The organism is Macrococcus armenti (assembly GCF_020097135.1).
GTDB classification, from domain to species: domain Bacteria; phylum Bacillota; class Bacilli; order Staphylococcales; family Staphylococcaceae; genus Macrococcoides; species Macrococcoides armenti.
Window position 1 is genome coordinate 2,038,483 of the sequence record NZ_CP083608.1, and the last position, 20,834, is coordinate 2,059,316.

23 protein-coding genes are annotated in these 20,834 nt (G+C 37.4%); 3 read left to right on the forward strand and 20 right to left on the reverse strand.

What is annotated here, in order from left to right; all coding sequences use genetic code 11:
* Window positions 1-2: 2 nt before the first annotated feature.
* Genes LAU42_RS10890 through LAU42_RS10900 form a run of 3 tightly spaced genes read right to left on the reverse strand, consistent with a single transcriptional unit; the run spans window position 3 to window position 2,249 of the window.
* Window positions 3-734, reverse strand: a complete 732-nt coding sequence (locus LAU42_RS10890; RefSeq protein ID WP_224183569.1) for a class I SAM-dependent methyltransferase — start codon at window positions 732-734, stop codon at window positions 3-5.
* A 13-nt stretch (window positions 735-747) separates the two neighbouring features.
* Window positions 748-1,524 (reverse strand): alpha/beta fold hydrolase, encoded by a 777-nt coding sequence (locus LAU42_RS10895; RefSeq protein WP_224183570.1) that lies wholly within the window; start codon window positions 1,522-1,524, stop codon window positions 748-750.
* Window positions 1,525-1,535: 11 nt separating this feature from the next.
* Window positions 1,536-2,249, reverse strand: a complete 714-nt coding sequence (locus tag LAU42_RS10900; protein ID WP_224183571.1) for a hypothetical protein — start codon at window positions 2,247-2,249, stop codon at window positions 1,536-1,538.
* An 80-nt stretch (window positions 2,250-2,329) separates the two neighbouring features.
* Between LAU42_RS10900 and LAU42_RS10905 the strand changes: the two genes are divergently transcribed.
* On the forward strand, window positions 2,330-2,875 hold the full coding sequence (locus LAU42_RS10905) for an NUDIX hydrolase (RefSeq protein WP_224183572.1): 546 nt from the start codon (window positions 2,330-2,332) through the stop codon (window positions 2,873-2,875).
* Here the strand turns inward: LAU42_RS10905 and LAU42_RS10910 are convergent.
* The 12 genes from LAU42_RS10910 to pta form a co-directional block, all read right to left on the reverse strand.
* Window positions 2,828-3,772 (reverse strand): FecCD family ABC transporter permease, encoded by a 945-nt coding sequence (locus LAU42_RS10910; protein ID WP_224183573.1) that lies wholly within the window; start codon window positions 3,770-3,772, stop codon window positions 2,828-2,830. The genes LAU42_RS10905 and LAU42_RS10910 overlap by 48 nt on opposite strands.
* Window positions 3,759-4,604 carry a heme/hemin ABC transporter substrate-binding protein gene (locus LAU42_RS10915; protein ID WP_224183574.1) on the reverse strand — a complete coding sequence of 282 codons (846 nt, stop codon included), beginning with the start codon at window positions 4,602-4,604 and terminating at the stop codon, window positions 3,759-3,761. The genes LAU42_RS10910 and LAU42_RS10915 overlap by 14 nt, the downstream gene beginning before the upstream one ends.
* A gap of 66 nt (window positions 4,605-4,670) precedes the next feature.
* Window positions 4,671-6,326, reverse strand: a complete 1,656-nt coding sequence (gene argS / locus LAU42_RS10920) for an arginine--tRNA ligase (protein WP_224183575.1) — start codon at window positions 6,324-6,326, stop codon at window positions 4,671-4,673.
* Window positions 6,326-6,733 carry a YwiB family protein gene (locus LAU42_RS10925; RefSeq protein ID WP_224183576.1) on the reverse strand — a complete coding sequence of 136 codons (408 nt, stop codon included), beginning with the start codon at window positions 6,731-6,733 and terminating at the stop codon, window positions 6,326-6,328. The genes argS and LAU42_RS10925 overlap by 1 nt, the downstream gene beginning before the upstream one ends.
* A gap of 181 nt (window positions 6,734-6,914) precedes the next feature.
* Window positions 6,915-7,415 (reverse strand): YwhD family protein, encoded by a 501-nt coding sequence (locus tag LAU42_RS10930; RefSeq protein ID WP_224183577.1) that lies wholly within the window; start codon window positions 7,413-7,415, stop codon window positions 6,915-6,917.
* Between the two features lie 11 nt (window positions 7,416-7,426).
* On the reverse strand, window positions 7,427-8,722 hold the full coding sequence (locus LAU42_RS10935) for an HD domain-containing protein (protein WP_224183578.1): 1,296 nt from the start codon (window positions 8,720-8,722) through the stop codon (window positions 7,427-7,429).
* 117 nt (window positions 8,723-8,839) lie between these two features.
* A complete protein-coding gene (locus LAU42_RS10940; RefSeq protein ID WP_224183579.1) occupies window positions 8,840-9,313 on the reverse strand; it encodes a GNAT family N-acetyltransferase in 474 nt (157 codons plus the stop codon).
* A 76-nt stretch (window positions 9,314-9,389) separates the two neighbouring features.
* On the reverse strand, window positions 9,390-10,505 hold the full coding sequence (locus LAU42_RS10945; protein WP_224183580.1) for a GNAT family N-acetyltransferase: 1,116 nt from the start codon (window positions 10,503-10,505) through the stop codon (window positions 9,390-9,392).
* A 10-nt stretch (window positions 10,506-10,515) separates the two neighbouring features.
* Entirely contained in the window at window positions 10,516-11,628 is a 1,113-nt protein-coding gene (locus tag LAU42_RS10950) for an ATP-grasp domain-containing protein (RefSeq protein ID WP_224183581.1), read from the reverse strand.
* 161 nt (window positions 11,629-11,789) lie between these two features.
* A complete protein-coding gene (locus LAU42_RS10955; RefSeq protein ID WP_086039284.1) occupies window positions 11,790-12,119 on the reverse strand; it encodes a YuzB family protein in 330 nt (109 codons plus the stop codon).
* A gap of 5 nt (window positions 12,120-12,124) precedes the next feature.
* On the reverse strand, window positions 12,125-12,949 hold the full coding sequence (locus LAU42_RS10960) for a lipoate--protein ligase family protein (protein ID WP_224183582.1): 825 nt from the start codon (window positions 12,947-12,949) through the stop codon (window positions 12,125-12,127).
* The gene (pta, locus tag LAU42_RS10965) at window positions 12,949-13,938 is read right to left on the reverse strand and encodes a phosphate acetyltransferase (RefSeq protein WP_224183583.1); all 990 of its coding nucleotides are present in this window, start codon (window positions 13,936-13,938) and stop codon (window positions 12,949-12,951) included. Before pta ends, LAU42_RS10960 begins: the two co-directional genes overlap by 1 nt.
* Window positions 13,939-14,089: 151 nt before the next feature.
* Here pta and hemQ point away from each other — a divergent pair, with 151 nt between their 5' ends.
* Window positions 14,090-14,839 carry a hydrogen peroxide-dependent heme synthase gene (hemQ, locus tag LAU42_RS10970; protein ID WP_224183584.1) on the forward strand — a complete coding sequence of 250 codons (750 nt, stop codon included), beginning with the start codon at window positions 14,090-14,092 and terminating at the stop codon, window positions 14,837-14,839.
* Window positions 14,840-14,893: 54 nt separating this feature from the next.
* Here the strand turns inward: hemQ and LAU42_RS10975 are convergent, their stop codons facing one another.
* From LAU42_RS10975 to LAU42_RS10990, 4 genes are all read right to left on the reverse strand, one after another.
* Window positions 14,894-15,934, reverse strand: a complete 1,041-nt coding sequence (locus tag LAU42_RS10975; RefSeq protein ID WP_224183585.1) for a ferrated catecholamine ABC transporter substrate-binding lipoprotein SstD — start codon at window positions 15,932-15,934, stop codon at window positions 14,894-14,896.
* A gap of 92 nt (window positions 15,935-16,026) precedes the next feature.
* Window positions 16,027-16,833: an iron ABC transporter ATP-binding protein gene (locus LAU42_RS10980; protein WP_120785946.1), complete on the reverse strand. Its 807-nt coding sequence runs from the start codon at window positions 16,831-16,833 to the stop codon at window positions 16,027-16,029.
* A complete protein-coding gene (locus tag LAU42_RS10985; RefSeq protein ID WP_224183586.1) occupies window positions 16,826-17,779 on the reverse strand; it encodes an iron chelate uptake ABC transporter family permease subunit in 954 nt (317 codons plus the stop codon). Before LAU42_RS10985 ends, LAU42_RS10980 begins: the two co-directional genes overlap by 8 nt.
* Window positions 17,772-18,725, reverse strand: a complete 954-nt coding sequence (locus LAU42_RS10990; protein ID WP_224183587.1) for an ABC transporter permease — start codon at window positions 18,723-18,725, stop codon at window positions 17,772-17,774. Before LAU42_RS10990 ends, LAU42_RS10985 begins: the two co-directional genes overlap by 8 nt.
* A gap of 192 nt (window positions 18,726-18,917) precedes the next feature.
* Here LAU42_RS10990 and LAU42_RS10995 point away from each other — a divergent pair, with 192 nt between their 5' ends.
* The gene (locus LAU42_RS10995) at window positions 18,918-20,267 is read left to right on the forward strand and encodes an APC family permease (protein ID WP_224183588.1); all 1,350 of its coding nucleotides are present in this window, start codon (window positions 18,918-18,920) and stop codon (window positions 20,265-20,267) included.
* Window positions 20,268-20,458: 191 nt separating this feature from the next.
* Here the strand turns inward: LAU42_RS10995 and LAU42_RS11000 are convergent, their stop codons facing one another.
* Window positions 20,459-20,821 (reverse strand): DUF423 domain-containing protein, encoded by a 363-nt coding sequence (locus LAU42_RS11000; protein ID WP_224183589.1) that lies wholly within the window; start codon window positions 20,819-20,821, stop codon window positions 20,459-20,461.
* Between the last annotated feature and the right edge of the window lie 13 nt (window positions 20,822-20,834).

The following is a 20,834-nucleotide window of genomic DNA, read 5'->3' on the forward strand; positions in this document are numbered from 1 at the left end:
TATTACTTTCTTCTAGCTGATATGATTAACATCATCGGTCGACGTAGTTCATGCTTCATCTCTGGATCCTCTTCAGTCATACGTTCAGATGGTTCCGGTTCCTCAATGCCTTTTATAACAAAGTTGTTATCAATGAGCACGCTTAAGTAATGCGATAACGTACGGTGGTATTTACGAACTTCCTCCCCTAAGAAATTCGTTTCACGTTCACCTTCCTTATAATAGTTATCGACCGGCCAGTGCAATTTATTCCCCGCTTCATCATACACCCATTCTTCTGAACCTTCCGCTGTGTATACAGGATGTTCAATACTGAATATAAATGTACCATTGATTGTCAGCACTTCTTTTACTTGTTCTACCACGTCTTTGAATGATGGCATATAGTGTATCGCAAGTGAACTCATTACAACTTCAAACTCATGTGGCTCAAAGTCAAGTTCATCCATAGACTGTTCAAGAAATGTAATCTTATGTGCATCTGGTTGTGTTGCTGCACGTGCTAACATTTTCTCTGATACATCAATTCCGACTACTTTAGATGCACCGGATTCTACTGCATACTGACAATGCCAGCCGTAACCACAGCCTAGATCCAGTACAGCACGGCCTTCTAAGTCCGGCATCATCGCTTTGAACGATTCCCATTCTCCGGCAGCTTCTAGGCCGTACTTCGAACGTTCCATCTCGCTATATTTTTGAAATAAGGTGTCGTCATCATATTGTTTATCCATATTGTTTTCCCCTTTATTGTTCACTGAAAAAATCTAATACTTCATTTTCAAAACGTTCTTTCTCTTCAAACAGCATCGCATGACCACTATTTAAAAACGTAATCAAACGACTATTACCGATTACTTGATGAATAAACTGTGCTTCATCTTGAGGTACTAACTCATCGTACTTTCCGTTTAATATTAGCGTCGGTGCGTTGATGCTTTTAAAGTCATCTACATTAAAATCTATCGTAGAAAGAATTACTGCATTCTCTTCTTTATCCGTTAAACCCGTTGCAGTATCCGTCATGCGTTTATAATACTTTTTCACGAGTTTAATGTCATGATACATGTAATCCATCAATACTTCATTACGCTGTTTACGTGATAATGTACGGAGTATACTCGCATACTTCTCGTGAAATTTCTGTTCAGCTTCATAGTAGCTATACTTACCGATACTCATTAAAACGAGACGATTTACATAGCTCGGATACTTCGCAGCGATTGTACCTGCTACCATTGCACCGAGGCCAAAACCGATAAAGTGTGCCTGTTTGATAAACAACTTATCAAGCACAGAAAGTACATCTTCTATATAGCCCTCCATATTAATTGCCGTCGGTTTATCAGATCTCCCGTGACCACGTAAGTCAATTTTAATGAGTTGATACTCCTTAAATGCATCGTTAAATGATTCAAACATTGATGTATTCATAAATTGACCATGCAGCATTACAACCGGGTATCCTTTACCTCTAATTGTAAAATGGATTGCTACATCATTATTTGTTAATGCTAATTCCATATGCCACCTCTTTATCTTTTTATTTTAGCAAATTCGTATACATCAGATGATTCATCGTATGTATAATCCTCTTCATACTCAACCGTCTTAATTGTACAGTTGTTATGAATTACAACACGTGTCCCGCGAACAATATCTGCAACTATGTTCTCAACAGTAACTTCAATCCCATCCAGCTCACGTACAGATAATTTAGACGCTGTATCTTTGAATAATAGTTTCTCACGTTCTGCTTTCACGGTTATATTGCTACCGTTTACATAACGAATATTACTTGATTCTGCAACGATAATTTCAATGTCCTGTGCCGTTAAATCATTATCCAGTTGTATTGATCCCGTTGATTTAAATTGTTCTGCATTCATAGGACCACGTGCAACAAGTACACCTTTCGAATGTAATTGTGCCGTATGCAGTCCTTCGTTTAACTTAAAATTCCCTTTATTTTCTACGTTTGCAGCAATAACGTTATTGCCTGCTGCAACTTCTGCTGTACTATCAATAGTCATTTCGTTTGTTTCAATCGTATCTTCAACTGTTAATTTACCTTCAACATGAATATACGGTGCATTTAATTTACCTTGTATCGTTAGCGATCCGTCACGTGTAATGATTAATTCATGTGCTTCTATACTCGATCTTACAGTAACTTCTGCTGTAACTTCTACTTTCTCATAGATGCCACCTTCAAACTGACCTGCTTCATTAAATTGCATTACTGTCATATCCTCATCTCCTTAGTACGATACTGTTAGCAGTATTATACCCTATCTGATACACTGAAATCATATGATATGAGGTGAAAATGATGTGGACGAAAGGAAAACGAATCAATCGACATGATTATAATGTGTTTCATGTCGTGACAACTGAGTTTCAGTATCATGATAATCGTGCTGCGTTTTACCAAATTGAAGCTCCGAACTGGGTAAATGTAATTGCGATATATAATCAGCACGTCATTATGATCAAACAATATCGTATTGGCAGCGAAGCATACAGTTTAGAATTGCCAGGGGGCATCATTGAAACACAGCATATTGACGTTGCCGGTGTGAAAGAACTTGAAGAAGAAACAGGATACACAGGTGAAGCCACGCTTATCGGAGATATGAATCCGAACCCTGCACTCTTCACAAATCAACTTTATACACTATTTGTCGCTCACGCAGTTCAGGCTAATAAAATGGCAACAGAGTTATTTGAAGATATAGAAGTCATACACGTTCCTATAGAAGAAATCCATAAAAAAATAGCGCATGGTGAAATTACCAATGCGCTGACGATTGCAAGTTTTATGCAGTTAAATACGAGATATCCGCATTTCTTTAACCGTTGTAAACACAAGTAACGGTAATCCGATGATACACATCATCACACTAACAGGAATTTGTACAGGTGGTGCAATTACTTTTCCCAGGAAATCTCCGAGCAGCACGACGATAATACCGAGTAATGCCGTCGTGCACATCTTATTTATAAAGTTGCCTTTCATAAAGAGTCGGACAAATGGTGGGACGACCATCCCTACAAATCCTATAATCCCGGTATAACTTATGAGTACCGCTGTCATTACACTTGCAATCGTTAATAATACATACATAAACCGTGTTTTTAATCCTAATACTAACGCATGCTCCTGCCCTAAAGATAACAGTTCCAGCGGACGATGATAATAAAACAGAAGCAGTATACCGGCGAAACTGACCGGCAATACGACAAACATTTCATTAATTGTCACGTTATCCAATGTACCATAGAGATAATTCATAATGTCACGCGTTTTATCCGGGACGAACAAAATGAGCATGTATAGTACACTCGAGCAGAATAAATTAATAAACAAACCAGAGAGCACTACCCATACAGATTGATGGCTCACTTTTATCATCATGCTGAGTAATATAACAATCAGCAACGTTAGTAAGCTCATTACAACACCACTTAACGCAATCATGACAAGTGACATGCCTGCGATTACACCTACTGCACTCCCAAGGCTCGCACCACTCGCTATCCCTAATGAGAAACTGTCGGCGAGGTTATTCTTAAGTATAACTTGGAATGCCAGGCCGCTAATGGATAACACTATCCCTGCAACTACTCCCATAATTACTCTCGGCAGTCGTACTTCCAGCAATATCGATTGATTAAGTGGATCCGATAAGCCAATCACGCCATTATCATAAAATAAGTGGCACAATATTAAACAGACAATCAGTGCAATAAGAATATTATTTCGCTTCATCTATCGTTTCAGCGAGCTCCTTCAGACCTTTAGCAATGCGTGGACTCGGCCTTGAAATATAGTCCGCTTCAATCGTATATATAGCACCTTGTTTCACCGCATTTACATTGCTGAATCCACCACGTTTTTCAACTGATTCACGATACGCTTTATCTGTCATATCACTTATCGCGATAATGACATCAGGATTGCGTTTAATAATCGCTTCTGAATTTACAGGTTGCCATCCTTTAATATCATGAAAAACATTCACGCTTCCAAGCTTGTGAATCATATCATCAAACATCGTATCTTTTCCGCCTGTATAAATTTCCGGGGCCGGTGACACTTCTATCAGTACTTTTTTACCTGATAACTTTTTGCTGTATGTATTCACTACGTCATCAATTTCTTTCTTTATCTTCGCTTCAAGCTTATCGGCTTCTTTTTCTTTCTTCACAGCTTGACCAATCTGGTCGATACTTGCATACATTTCATCAAAGTTTTGCGCACTCTTAACTGTTACAACTTTAATACCTTTATCACTTAACCGTTTTAATACTTTCTCCTGTGACTTCATCGATTCATGTGCAATTATCATCGTCGGTTTCGCCTTTAATAATGCTTCATAATTGAGTTTCATCGCGTCAAACTGCTCAAGCTTCTTCACCGATTTCGGATAATCATCAACCGTTGATACACCGATCATCTCATCTTCCATTCCTAGCGCATATAGAATTTCTGTATTACTTGGCATTAATGAAATAATGCGTCCCTGCTTCGTTTCATTCGTTTGTGCGTTACAGCCCGCCAAAACAAGTAACGCTATTAGTAGCGTGATGATTCTTTTCATATTGGCCTCCTCGAAATAAAAGAGTGGAACAAATGAATGTACCACTCTTAATAAATTTTAATATTACTACATCTGTTCTGGACTCGATACACCAACTAACGTCAATGCATTTTGGAGCGTAATGCGAACAGCTTCAATTAACGCAACATGCGCACGTGATTTTTCAAGATCATCCGTTAAAACTTTCTCAGCATTATAAAACTTATGGAAGTGTGCTGCTAAGTCCTGAATGTAATTCGTAATGCGGTGTGGCGCGCGATGTTCTGCAGCTTGTGCAATGACACTTTCAAAGTCAGCGACACGCTTTAATAATTCAAATGCTTTGTCATTTGTAATAAGCGCATAGTTTACATTTGTACTTGGCGTAATACTTTGTTCCTTTGCCTGACGTAACATTGAACAAATTCTGGCATGCGCATATTGCGCATAATATACAGGATTGTCACTTGATTCACTCTTAGCAAGTTCCATATCAAAGTCAAAGTGTGAGTCAGGGCTTCTCATCGTTAAGAAATAACGTGCTGCGTCAATTCCTACTTCATCCATTATGTCACGTAATGTAATCGCATTACCCGTACGTTTACTCATCTTCACTTCTTGTCCATCCTGTAATAAACGGACCATCTGCATCACTTGAATTTCAAGGCGGTTAGAATCAACGCCGAATGTTTCAAGCGATGCTTTTAAACGATTAATATAACCGTGGTGATCCGCACCGAATAAATTAATTAACGTATCATAACCACGTTCAATTTTGTCATAGTGATATGCAATGTCTGGTAAGAAGTACGTATATGACCCATCTTTTTTAATCAATACACGATCTTTGTCATCGCCAAATTCTGTCGTACGTAACCAAGTTGCACCGTCTTCTTCAAAGATGTAACCGTGCTGTCTCATCTGTTCTAATGCTTTATCGATTTCTTTATTCTCATAAAGTGATGTTTCGCTGAACCAGTTATCGAAATGTACATTAAATTCCGTTAAGTCTTTCTTTAATTTTTCCATCTCGTAATCTAAACCAAGCTTACGGAATGCCTTAATACGTTCAGCTTCCTCAGCATCTTTATATTCAGGATGTTTCTCTGCTAAATCCTTACCGATTTCGATAATATCTTTACCGTGATAACCGTCAGCCGGCAATGATTTGTCTTCACCTAATGCCTGTAAAAATCTTGCTTCAATCGAGTATGCTAAGTTTTCAATTTGTTTACCAGCGTCATTTATATAATATTCACGTAACACGTCATATCCTGCCGCAGATAATACGTTACATAATGTATCACCTACTGCTGCGTTACGCGCATGTCCGATATGTAAACTACCTGTTGGATTCGCAGATACATATTCCACTAATATACGTTCATCTTTAGGCTCACCTTTACCAAAATCTTTCTGTTTCGTTAATGCTTCTGTAATGATTGCTGTTAAATACGCATTATCCATATAAAAGTTAATAAACCCTGGACCTGCAATATCAATCTTTGAAATGTCTGCTTTCTTAATGTCTATGTTATCAACAATTGCTTGAGCAATTTCTCTCGGATTACGTTTTGCAAGTTTCGTTAATACCATTGCAATATTTGTTGCATAGTCACCATTTTTAGTATCTTTTGGCGTTTCAATTTTAATTTCAGGTACTTCCGTTACAAGTTCCGCTTTCAGAATCGCTTGTTTAATTTCTTCGATTAATGTTTCTTTCTGTTTTTGTACGATATTCATTAAGTTCGCTCCTTATATGTCAGCTCATAGGAATAAGTTCCCAGCACTGTATTGTTTGTTGAAATTGAATATTGTATGTATATATGACCATGAGTGGCCACATGCTCCATAACCAGCTCGTTTGTCGTAATATCCATGACCGCTTTCTGATTCGCCATATGATACATATTCTGCGTCGTTTCTGTTGGTACAAATAAGAAATCCATTGATAATTCTCCAGTACGTCTAATCCGAATCCGATTATCCTCTAGCTTCACACGCACATTCGTTGTAATATCATCAATAACCTCATCATATGTAATATACGTATGATGCTTATCAATTAACTGACCTGACGTTTTCACTTCAAATGATTCTGTACCTTCTTCTGTTGTAATGTTCTGCAATACATGAATATCTATTTCCAAACTGTTCACCACTCTTTTAGTATAGCTTATATTATATAAAAAATTAAAGAAAGCAGGTATAAAAATACCTGCTTTCTTTAGTGTCCTAGCTATTTTTATAGCTACTCATATCTTACTTCTCTTGAGCAAAAAATACAACCGTTAAATGGGAAGTTCATAATTGTCACAATATTGACAAAATTTATCGTTCAAGCATCGTCTTAAGTGCCTCATCTGACAGCTCCCACATACGTGCATCGTGCTGCATTAAGAAGTCTTTCAGTACGCGACGATTGTCTGTACCGATATGGTCCAGAATAAAATGATGTTTCATCGATTTATCCATCATATTCACGTGTTCTGCCATCACTTTGTAACCACGTTTACGCACTTTATTTACCGACATGTAGCAAGCCGTTACACCCGCATAATACGGTCCATGTTCGCCGCGCTCTGTCGTTACCCAAACAAGCCAGTATTCCTGCTCATCAGGACCACTCGTTTCGGACTTATCCGTAACCCATTTCACGCGCTTTTCTACTTCGCTTCGCGCATGCATTGCACCAATATCAATAAATGCATGCTGTGCTTTAATATCAATAAACACAGGTGCTACGTTATCAAGACTGATGGAACCGATATTTGTTCCTTTATGACCATCAAGCGGGTCATTTTTTATAATATTAAACTGAAAATCTGCCATTTATTTCACCTCTAATTTAATTCATTCAGTAAATTAATAATCGATCCTTTAAGTTCAGGATCTTCAATATTTAATATGCGCTCTTTCGGGTAGTAGAGTTTATAATCCTTTCTATCTAGCCCGGTAATACTGTTTATAATAACAGATTGCGTACTAATTTCCTTAATTTTATGATTACGCGTTAATAAATGTATCGGCCTACGCTTATTAATACCCGGACGATTATAATCATATGGCAAGTCGCTAAAGGCATCAAATACTAAGTAATACTCTGAATTAATACCCGCCTGCTCAAACAGTTCCGTAAGCTCTGCGATCGTCAGCTGATTACCATCAAACGGCAAATATTTGAACAGATCACGATTCACAAATCGACGGGTTAAGTCGCTTAAAATGTCGTCAGATTCGTAAATCCATTCCTGTAAGTAATAGTTGATGACCATCTCATCAAGCTTTAAGTACTGATGAACATCTACATCATTCGACTTGAAAAACGGCACTAAATATTTCGGAGGTGCTTTAAATTCATACCCTTCGTTATACAACAGCTTTGCACGTTTAAAGACGCGGTTCAACAACACTTCTCCGCCACGACTTACAGGGTGGAAGTATACTTGCCAGTACATCTGATAACGACTCATCAAATAGTCTTCAACCGCATGCATACCACTCTCTTTAATAACGACTTCATCTTCAGTTGGACGCATCAATCTGAGGACACGCTCCATATCAAAACTACCGTAACTTACGCCTGTATAATACGCATCACGCTGAAGGTAATCCATTCTATCTGCATCAATCTGAGAAGAAATCATTGATATCACAAGTTTGTTCTTATGTGTCTTGTTGATGACATCCGCGACTTCTTTCGGAAAATCTGAGTGTACACGAGATAATACCGCATTCACTTCAGTCGGTCCTAATATTATCTTTTGTGTATAAGCTTCATGATCCGTATCGAATATCTTCTCGAAACAGTGAGAAAATGGACCATGTCCCAGGTCATGAAGCAATGCAGCACATAATGCTAACGGACGATCCTCATCATTCCATGCAGGCCGACCTTTAAAGATTTCGTCAATCATACGGCGTACGATTTCGTATACACCGAGCGAGTGATTGAAGCGGGAATGCTCAGCTGAATGAAATGCAAGGTAGAGCGTTCCAAGCTGTTTAATACGTCGCAACCTCTGGAATTCTTTCGTCTTGATCAAATCCCATATTATTTGATCACGCACATGAACATATCGGTGTACAGGGTCTTTAAACACTTTCTCTTCAGGCATTTTCTTAAACTGATAGCTCATATGGTCCTCCTATATACTTTAATACTTTAATATTATCATAGAAAGCCTTTATTCCAACATATCTATACTCCAAGACTGAATAACAAAAAATGAAGACGGATTTTCCGCCTCCATCGTTTAGAGTTCTTTTTTCAATAGACCTGTTAATACTTTCTCACCGAGTATATCTTCTTCGTATTCACGAACAAGCTCAAAATCTTCTCTATAATAGAACTTTGTTGCACGTTCGTTATCTAGTGCGACTTCAACAAACACTGCATCATAATCCGTAAAGTTAGATAATCCATTATGAAGTAAAGCAGTTCCGATTTGATGACGTTGATGTTCCGGTAATACGTAAATCGCTGATAAGTTTAATGCTTTTCCGTATATAAAGTTCGCAAATCCAACAATCTTCCCATCTACTTCAGCAACTAAAAAGAGTGTCTCCTGAATCTTTTTCTCGAGTCGTGATGTGCTGAATGATGCTTCCAGAAACTGCACACTCGTACTTGCAGCCATTATATTTTTATATGTGTCGTGCCACGCTTTTGTCACGACATCTTTAATCTGTGTAATATCATCTTGTGTTGCTTTACGAATACTTACCATGATTCTTCTCTCCCACTTCTACTTCAAAATTAATATCCTTATATTATAACACTTAATTATCAGAATTGCACAACAATTAACTGAACTGTGTCTGTTTTAATGCACGTTCACCAATACGCGTTGCGCAGTTCATAAATGATAAAAAGTGCAGCTGCTTCAGCGGAGAGAGGTGCTTCACATATACAAAGTGATATTCTAAGTACGGTCTTGATCCACGTGCAAGCTTATAATCTTTAGCGCCTGCACTATTATTAATGCAGTATCCGTTACGCCTTGCAAACCTATATAGTAATCCACTCGTTATAAAGTATAAGTGTTTCATCGACTGATCCATACCGAAATAAGCCGGAAACAGTACATTCCCCGCTTCCTGAACAGCCATAAATGATACGATACGTGCTTCATCCTTTAAGACAAACCATTGTAAATTCGTAGACGCATACATAAATTTAAAGAATTCAGCTGTATAGTGCGGATTAAAGTTCGAATACTTATCTAAATATACTTGTTCATATAACGGAACTAATTGCTCAAAGTCTTCATCATTAAGCGTCATCGTAAATGTCAGTCCGCTCTTATTAAATTTCTTAATATCTTTTTTTAAGTCTTTACGTTCGTTTTTATTATGCTGCTCATAACTATCGTATATATACACTGCTCGAGATATAAGACGCTCATATCCGGCCTCATGAAGCAATTCCATTTCATAAATATGGAACTTATCATTTAATGTACGAAAACATATTGCATGTTCCGGAAAACGTTCGCATAAAGTCTTCGTTATTAATTCAATTTGCTCAAACTCATAACCTTCATACATTGTTGTCGACATAAATGAAGGGAATACAGTTATCGTCTGTTCGCATGACGGATCCAGTACAAAACGCCCAACTGTAAGTATTGCATTCGTTACAGGTTTTAAATATGCTGGCAGATTCATACGACTTGTTTCGTTTACCATTTCATCAATATACTGACCCGTAAACGAATGAATCCAGGATTGATCCTTGCCACCATCTTTAATGCTGAATGGGATAAGTTGTCCATTTAAAACCATCACTTCTACGCGTGCTTCAACATTTTCAATACCACGCGTGATGCCTTCCATCATATAGCGTAAGTATTCATGCTCTTTTACTCCGATATTAATACGGTCAAATGGTATTTCATCATAAGTGCTATAAAATGTCATAAACTACCCTCTATTTCTTTGTCATAAGGTCTTCGTTCCATTCAATATCATACGTCGTAATCGTATTCACAGTCGTCTTGAGTGATTTCGCTGTCAACCACCACTGTGCACCGCTAATTAATTGTTCAAAGAATATCCCTTTTTCACTCGGATGCCAGAATATATCCTTACCGTACTTTAAACGTTCTAAATTATGTTTCTTCGGTCGCATTATAAAGTTATATAACGATACGAATATTAGCTGACGCGCTTCATATTTCGGTGTGCATGGTTTTAACTCCCATATTTCAGGTTGCATGAACAAAGCTCCATTTGTCGCACGAGGATTACATTCAATAAAATAATACTCCCCTGTTGTATCACACTGTATCACATCAAATGCGATTTGATATGACCAGTTTAAATTGTGGATAACACTTTCAATAATTTCCTGCAATGCTTCGTTTTTCTGAGAATGAAAGTACGTTGAACAATTGTAACTATCATGTGTGTTCGATAAATATAACGATGTACTTAATGTACGCCCTTCATGTGCAAAACTATAAGAACACCATTCTGTCCCTTTAATCAATGTCTGAATCATAAATGGAAATTCAATTAATCGCTGATTCTCCAGTTCCATACGAGATAATTTACGTACAGATTGTCCGAAGCGCCCATAAGGTTGCTTAACGATATATTCATTTCCCGGGTAATCATTTATAAACTGTGTTAAATCGTGCTGATTCATAATATATTCTGTATCCGGTACTTTAAATCCCATCGCATCGATTAATTTTGTAAAGTTATATTTATTGTGTACTGAAAGCATCTTCTGAATTTCTTCAACGTAAACGGGGGCGTTAATTTGTGATTTCATATAAGAAAGATAGAACGACTCTTCGTTCAGTGGTATAACAAGATCAATGTGATACGTGTCGATAATATCATTAATATCCTGAATATAGAGTTCTGTAGAAAATCGTGGAGAAGTGGTTAATATAAACTGCTCAATAAACTTTGACTTCTTAATGCTCACTTTCTTCGTAGAGTCCGTTAAGTAAACCTTTCTACCAAGCGCGACCTGCTGCTGCACTACTTCATACGAAATTGGTGCACGTGCACCCGTAATCAATATATTCACGAAATTTTCCACCTTTCATGTACGACACTTTATGTTAATCGTAACAGAGAGATGTTAAACTCGTGTTAATTTACATTAAAGAAATATGTGGAATGTTAAGCTGCTCATTATAATACAAAAAAGCACAGAAAATATCCTTCATTTTCTGTGCTTTAATGCATCTAACCTTTATTCAGTTTCGCTTTCAGCTTCGCATTCTGTTCATCCAGTCTGCGTTTACGTTCGGCGTTACGCTTCGCTAAACGTGCCTCTTCTTCTGGATCACGTTTTTGAGAAAGGCGTTTCTTCACTTTCTCCATCAGCTCATCTTCAGTAAGTGCTGCAAGCGGGCGATTGTTCACAAATGCGAAAGTTTTCTTACGGCCTGGTCCGCAGTAAGACTGGCATGCAATTTCCACTTCAGCATCTGGATCTAACTTTTCTAATTTTGGTAACAACGTTCTTAAACACACACCTTGGCAGTCATCACATACCTGAAACTTATTACGCATTTATGTCACCCTTCCTGATTTATCTTCAATTTACTATTACGTTCAATCATGCGCTCGAAATATATATTATACAATGTCCACATGTCGTTTGTCATCTCATTATTTGAAAGTGTCGCACCTAGCGCTTTCATCGCGAACAATAATTTAAACAGCACTTCTTCAACAGATAGTTCTGTCTCAAGCAATTCTTCAAGACTTGCCATGCACGATGGATCAATATCCGGGTAATGAAACTTCGTCTCCTCTCCACGAAGTGCGATATTATAAAATTCGCGCATCAGTTCCGCACGACCGGCGCCACTGCCTTCAATGCATAAATAAATCTGAACCGCAATCCCACCTTTAACACGACGTTGCGATATACCTGCAAACTTCTTGCCATCAATGCTTAAGTCATAGCTCCCCGGACAATACGAGCGCGTAATTTCTTTCGCTTCAATACGTTTACCGTACGACGCAAACATCTCCTGCACAAGTTCATACATATATTCATAACCTGCATCGATTGAGAAGCTGATATCCCCTTCAAATATAAGAGAAATGTTCAGCACACCTGCATCAAGCACAACACCTAATCCACCGGAATTACGCACAATGGCGCCATATCCCTTATTGTTTAAGTATTCTATCCCTTCTGCTAAATAAGGTAACCTCGCATCATGAATACCTAGTATAACGACATGATTATGTACCCATGTTCTCAATACAGAATCATTACCTTGACCAACTAAATGACAGTACATATCATCAAAACTAAAGGACTGCATCGGCTGCAGTCCTGTCGTATGATCAACATATTGCCATTTTCCTTCGAAAATGGAACCTGTCATTATAGTGATTGTGCTGCAGTAATGATTGATAATGATACTACATCTTCAGTAGAACATCCGCGTGATAAATCATTTACTGGTGCATTTAATCCTTGTAAGATTGGTCCAACTGCATCGAATCCACCTAAACGTTGTGCAATTTTGTAACCGATATTACCCGCTTCTAAAGAAGGGAATACGAACACATTTGCATCACCTTGAATTGGAGACTCAGGTGCTTTTTTCGCTGCAACTGAAGGAACAAACGCTGCATCAAACTGGAATTCACCATCAATTACGACACCTTGTAAATCGCTTTCTGAAGCTAATTTCTCCTGTGCTAATTTCGTTGCTTCTGTTACTTTCTCAGTTTCAGGTGTTTTTGCTGAACCTTTCGTTGAGAAGCTTAACATTGCAACTTTTGGTTCCATACCGAATTGTTTCGCAGTTTTCGCTGACTCAATCGCAATCTCAGCTAATGCCTGTGAATCTAATTGAGGGTTAATTGCACAGTCACCCATAACGTACTGTTCTTCTCCACGCATCATGAAGAATACACCTGATGTACGAGATACGCCTGGCTTCGTCTTAATAATTTGTAATGCAGGACGAACAGTATCCGCTGTAGAATGCGCTGCACCTGATACTAATCCCGCAGCATGACCAGCATATACTAACATCGTACCGAAATAGTTTGAATCCTTTAACATTTCAGTTGCTTGTTCTTCTGTCGCTTTACCTTTACGGCGCTCTACAAACTTCGCAATTAAGTCTTCACGTAATTCGCTCGTAGCCGGGTCCATTATTTCTATACCATCAATCGCAACACCTAACTTAGCCGCAAGCGCTTCGATTTCAGCTTTATCACCTAGAACGATCGGTGCAACTTTATCACCTTTATGTAACTCAACTGCAGCTTGTAATACTCTCTCATCGTTACCTTCAGGTAGTACAATCTTCACATTCTTTCCTGAAAGTTTCTCGTTTAATACTTCTAATAAATTAGCCATAATAGCCTCCCGAATGAATTAAATTATTTCCGTACCTATTATAAACCTAATTGCATTATTTTTCACGTCATCAATTTGTAGATTATAAAAAATTACTTATACCATTATATATGTTAGAATAAACATGATTAAATTTAAGGAGAGATGGATAATGAATGAAGCAGCAAAGACGTTAGATGGATGGTATAGCTTACATCTATTCTATGCAATTGATTTTACCAGTCTTAAAATTTTAGAACAAAGCGAAAGAACTGCAATGGTTGAAGAATTTAAAGCGTTTATCAACACTTTAGAAGATAACCACGTTGCAAAAGAAGGTTCATACGCGTTATACAACATTACAGGACAAAAAGCTGACTTAATGCTTTGGTTATTACGCCCTGAAATGAAAGACTTAACAGCACTAGAAAACAAATTCAATAAACTTGCAATCAGAGATTTCTTAATCCCTACATATTCATACGTTTCAGTAATCGAGTTAAGCAACTACTTAGCAGGTGACTCTGACGAAGATCCATATGAGAACCCACATATTAAAGCAAGGCTATATCCAGAATTACCACGTTCTGAATATGTATGTTTCTATCCAATGGATAAACGCCGTCAAGGTGAAGACAACTGGTACATGTTAGATATGGATCACCGTAAAGGACTTATGCGCTCACACGGTATGATCGGCCGTGGATACGCAGGTATCGTTAAACAATTCATCACTGGATCAGTAGGATTCGATGACTTTGAATGGGGCGTTACACTATTCTCAGACGACGTATTACAATTTAAGAAACTTGTATACGAAATGAGATTTGACGAAGTATCAGCACGTTACGGTGAATTCGGTGGATTCTACGTAGGAAACATCCTTACAGTGAATGACCTTCAAGATTTATTTGCATTATAAGAAAACAGCGTCCGCAGAGGAATAATCTGCAGACGCTGTTTTTTATTTATTAATTTATTTATAAGCTTTTTCTACTTCTTCAATTTGTTTTACAGTCGTTACAGCGCCACCGCTTGAGAAGTACCATAAGTATGGATCTACTTCTACAATTTTATTATCTTTAATTGCATTAACGTTTTTAATAACATCATTTGATAACGCTTGTTCAGCTGAAGACTTACCACCTACAGCTACACCACGGTCCATCGCAAAGATTATATCCGGATTTTTCTTATTGATATATTCGAAGTTAATCACTTGTCCGTGACCTTTCGTTGTAATGTTTTCATCCGTTTCTTTCACACCTAATACATCATGCATAAATCCGAAACGTCCACCTTTACCAAATACAGAAAGTTCACCTTCATTCGCTAACACGAATAATCCTTTTTTATCTGATTTCTCAGTCATCACTTTAACTTCTTCGATTTTTTTATCTAAGTCAGCAACAAGCTTTTCAGTTTCTTTCTCTTTACCAAAGATTTTTCCGATATTTTCAGTATTCACTTTAATGCTGTCGATATAGTTTTTATCATCCGCACCAACGTATACAATTTGTGCTTTCGGTGCTGCTTTTTTCATTTCATCCATTACTTTCTGATTTGCCTGACGTGCTGAGATTAAAATTAAGTCCGGTTGCATTTCAGCTAATTTTTCAAAGTTTGGTTCTTTTAAGCTACCTAAGTTTACATATTTGTCATCTTTATAGTCTTTTAAGAATTCAGGTAAGCTACGGTTTCCTTCACCTTTTGGCATACCTTTAACATTTTCATCCGCACCAATTTCTTTTAATGTTGTAAGTGTTCCGTAATCAAATACTGCAACGTTTTTCGGGTTTTTCGTTACTTCAACAGTTTCAGATACATCTTTCGCGTCACTACCGTCTTCTTTTTCACCCATTAACTTATATTTATTATCGATTTTTACTGTTTCGGCTTTATCGTCTGAACCACCTGATTTGTTGTCGTCTGTTTTAGAAGAATCTTTCGTTCCTCCACATGCTGCTAATACTAAAATTAATGATAATGTGATAATTAATCCAATAATACGTTTCATTTTCCAGTCTCCTTAGTGTTAAGTATTTTCCCCGTTTTATCGCTGCCCAATAGTATTAATGACCCGGCAACACTCCTTTCAATGGCTAAAGTTTATACTGCCTGAACTTCTTCTATAAACTCATCTACTGTCATACTTTCATCGTCAAAGTACACACAAATTTGCTGTCCGAATATGCATTCGATATTAATATCCATATCATATACAGTCTTTAAGTTTTCTGTTGTAATACATTCATTTTTCGTGCCGTCCAGTAATACTTCTCCATCTTTGAGTGCGATGATATAGTCTGCATAGCAAGATGCAAAGTTGATATCATGAATGACGATGACAATTGTTTTTCCTTTTTCGCGTACTAAACGTCGTAATAGCTGCATCATTTGTACAGAGTGCTTCATATCAAGATTATTTAGTGGCTCATCAAGGAAGATATAATCTGTATCTTGCGCAAGTGTCATTGCGATATATGCGCGTTGTCTTTGTCCACCTGATAGTTCATCAAGAAATCTTGTTTCAAATGCTTTCAGTTCTAAATAGTCGATTGCTTCATTAACGATGCGTTCGTCTTCTTTCGTAAGACGTCCTTTTGAATACGGGAATCTTCCGAAGTTCACAAGGTCACGTACTGTTATCTTTAAATTCGTATGGTTGCTTTGTTTCAATACTGCAAGCTGCATTGCAATATCGTCGCTTTTCATTTTGCTGATTTCTGTGTCGTTTAACTGTACCGTCCCTTTATCAAAATCTGACAGTCTCGTAATAGCGGATAACAATGTACTCTTACCTGCTCCATTCGGTCCGATAATCGCTGTAATTGCGCCTTTTTTTATTTCGGTTGAGACGTCTTTTAAGATTGTCTTATTGCCGATGTTCTTATAAAGATTGTTAACTTTAATCATGAGCGCCCTCCTTGAATAATAAGTATATGAAGTAAATTCCTCCGATAAAGTTGATAAGTATCGTAATCTCTGTCGTGCCATCGAAGAAATATTGATTGATCATCTGGCCAAGTAACAATGTAATTGCGGATACTGCAATTACAGAAATGATTAAATATTGGTGTTTGAACGTCTGCATGAGCTGATATGTTACGTTACATACGATAATACCTAAAAACGTAATCGGTCCAACCAGCGCTGTTGAGATGCTAACCAGTATTGCAATGACAAGCAGCATATTACGTGTAAGCTTGTCGACGTTGACACCAAGATTGATTGCATGGGTCTTCCCGAGACTTAACACATCTAACTCATATGATTTCTTATAAATATATATCAGTAATATGATGATAAGTGCACAACTGATAATTAATAGCTTCTCATTTACCGTATTAAAGCTCGCAAATAATTTATCTTGTAACAACAGGAAGTCATCCGGATTCATCACCATATGCATAAAGCTGGATAAACTTGAGAAACATGTCCCCATCACGATACCGAACAGCAGTACAAAGTATACGGACGTATTCTTCTTGAACACAAGATTAAATAATCCTAACGTAAACGCAATCATTAGTATTACTGATACGAAGAAGTTTGTGTAAACATTAAACACGACTTCTCCCATCTTTCCGAACATGAAGATAATGATTGTCTGGATAAATAAGTACACTGCATCTAAGCCGATAACTGAAGGTGTCAATAAATGATTCTCAGTAATAGACTGGAATACGAGTGATGATACACCGATTGCTGCACCGACGAGTAGAATTCCCGCAAGTTTACGTAATCTGGACGGTAATACATAATCCAGAATCGCAAAGTTCAGCTGAATCATAACAAAACCTGTCATAAGCAGTAGCATGACGATAATAAGTGCTGTTGTTTTTTTCATTTGATTAGACATATGACTTCCTCCTTTTCAGGAGAATCGCCATAAAGATGATGCTTCCAACGATACCAAGTGTAAGGCCGATCGGGATTTCATATGGGAATATGATTAAACGGCTGAATATATCTGCTACCATTACGAGTATTGCACCAAACAATGCCGTATATGGCAGTGCTTTATTCATATGATCACCGACAAACAGACCTACGATATTCGGAATGATTAACCCAAGAAACGGTAATACTCCGACTGTTACAACGACTGTCGCTGAAACGATTGCTGATATGATGACACCTAAATTCATCATCTTTGCATAAGATATACCGAGGTTTTTACTGAACGACTCGCCCATTCCGACGATTGTAAAGTGATGTGCAAACAAATAGATTAATATTACCATCGGGATAATAACGAATAATACTTCATATCGTCCTTTTGTAATCATAGAGAAATCTCCGACAAAGAAGTTTGAAATATTCTGCACTGCGTTAAATCTTAACGCCATAAATGTCGCTAAACTTGAAACGATATTCCCCAGCATAAGACCTACGAGTGGTATAAATATGGCATCTTTAAACTTAATGCGGTTAACGATCCACATAAACATCATCGTACCGATAATTGCTGAAACGATACTGAATGATAATTTAAGCAATAGCGGTGCCTGCGCAAAGAAAATCATTGCAATAAGTACACCGAACTTCGCAAAGTCCATCGTTCCGGCAGTGGTCGGAGAAACGAACTTATTACGTGTAAGTTGTTGCATTAGTAATCCCGCCACACTTAATGCGACACCGGCCAATATAATGGCGAACGTTCTCGGTAATCGACTGTTCAGTAATATATTCTTTTGATTCTCATCTAAGTTCAGTAAGTTAGAAGGCGTTAAATCAACAACGCCAATAAACATTGAACATAATGATAACACTAGCAGTAATAACGCAGTGTACAGTATTTTCATGATACAAAAGCTCCCGTCTCTCAGTGAAAATGATTATCAATGAGAAATATTCTCAATTACAATATTAACAAATCTTTGAAATAAATCAACATGTATTTTAAAATAATACTTTTTTTATTTGTATTCTCTAAATCCTATTCTTTATATGGTGATTTCATGATATATTGAAAAAAAGAATATAGAGGTGGTACTATGAATCATCAAGGCGAACAAGCACTACAAAAGACAATCGGTTTCTGGACTGCGATAACAATCGTTATCGGAACAATTATCGGTTCAGGCGTATTCGTAAAACCTTCTGTCGTACTGAATCATGCTGGTACAAGCGACCTTGCAATCTGGGCTTGGATTGTTGGTGGTATATTAACACTGGCAGCAGGTCTTACAATTGCTGAAGTCGGCGCGCAAATTCCTAAAACAGGTGGATTGTATGCATATATTCGTGATATATACGGTCCTTTCTGGGGATTTTTGACGGGATGGATGCAAACTGTTATTTATGGTCCGGCAATTATTGCGTCATTATCATTATTCTTCGGTATTCTCGTAACGAACTTCTTCGGAATTAATGCTGGCTTAGGTATATGGATCGGTATCGCTGCATTTACTTTCCTTGTTGTACTTAACATATTAGGTACGAATGCCGGTGGTGCAATGCAGACATTCACAACAATTTGTAAACTTATTCCTGTATTCGCAATTATTATATTCGGGTTACTATGGGGAAAAGAAGGCGTATTCGGACACAATGTAACAAACTTAATCGTGAACAAAGAGGAAATTAATTTCGGGCGTGCAGTATTAGCGACGCTATTCGCCTATGACGGATGGATTCTCCTCACAAATTTAACCGGTGAAATGAAAAACGCAAAGCGTAACTTACCGCTTGCGATGTTAGTAGGACTGAGCGTTGTTACACTTGCGTATGTATTAATTAACGTTGCAGTATTTAAAGTGATTCCTGCTGAAACTTTAGTCGGCCTTGGTAACACGTCTTCAGCTGAGGCTGCGAAGATTTTATTCGGTGACATCGGCTCTAAAATCGTTAATATCGGTGTCATTATTTCAATATTCGGTTGTTTAAACGGTAAGATTATGACATTCCCACGTATTCCATTTGCGATGGCTGACGATAGCTTACTACCGTTTGCAAAGTTTATCAGTCACGTTAGCCCTAGATTTAAAACACCGATTGGTGCGATGATCGCAGTATATGTAATCAGTATGATCTTATTATTACTTACAATCGTCATTCCAGATATCGTAAACGCTGATTACTTATCAGAAGTATGTATATTTGTCATTTATATATTCTATATCGCAAGCTTCATCGGTTTATTCATTTTACGTAAACAGAACAAAGGACAAAAGCGTGATTATTCAGTTCCGTTATATCCAATCGTTCCTATCGTTGCGATGGGTGGCGGGTTATTTATCATTATCAGCACATTAATGAGTGACTTTGTAGGCTCAATGCTTGGCGTACTATTTGTCGTTATCGGTATACCTTTTTACTTTATGCTGCATAAAAAACATGTTTAAACCTTTCTATAATGGTTATATAACTAATAATACATTACAGAAATGAGGCTAAATAATGAAACGATTTATTCAATTATTAGTTAGATTAAGTCCAATTTTAATTCCAATCATCAAGCGTCAGTTAGAGAAACGCTCACAACAACAAAATATTAAAAAATAAGCCTTTGTCTTTATCGACAAAGGCTTATTTTTTAATATTTAATTGCTGCAATCATTAACATTACCCATGCTGCAATAAATAACACGCCACCAATTGGTGTAATCGCACCTAGCACTTTAATTTGTGTTAAAGCTAATACGTAAAGGGAACCACTGAAAAACACAATTCCAAACGTCATTAACCATCCAGCTGTATTTAAATTCATCTTCGTCGTACCGCTTAATATTGCAATTGCAATAATCCCTAACGCGTGATACATCTGATACGTCGTCGCTTTATCCCATATATCCATGTACTTCTCAGATAACTTACCTTCCAGACCATGTGCGCCAAATGCTCCAAGTGCTACTGCTAACATTGCGTTAATTGCACCTATAATTAAAAATAATTTCAATGTCGTTTCCTCC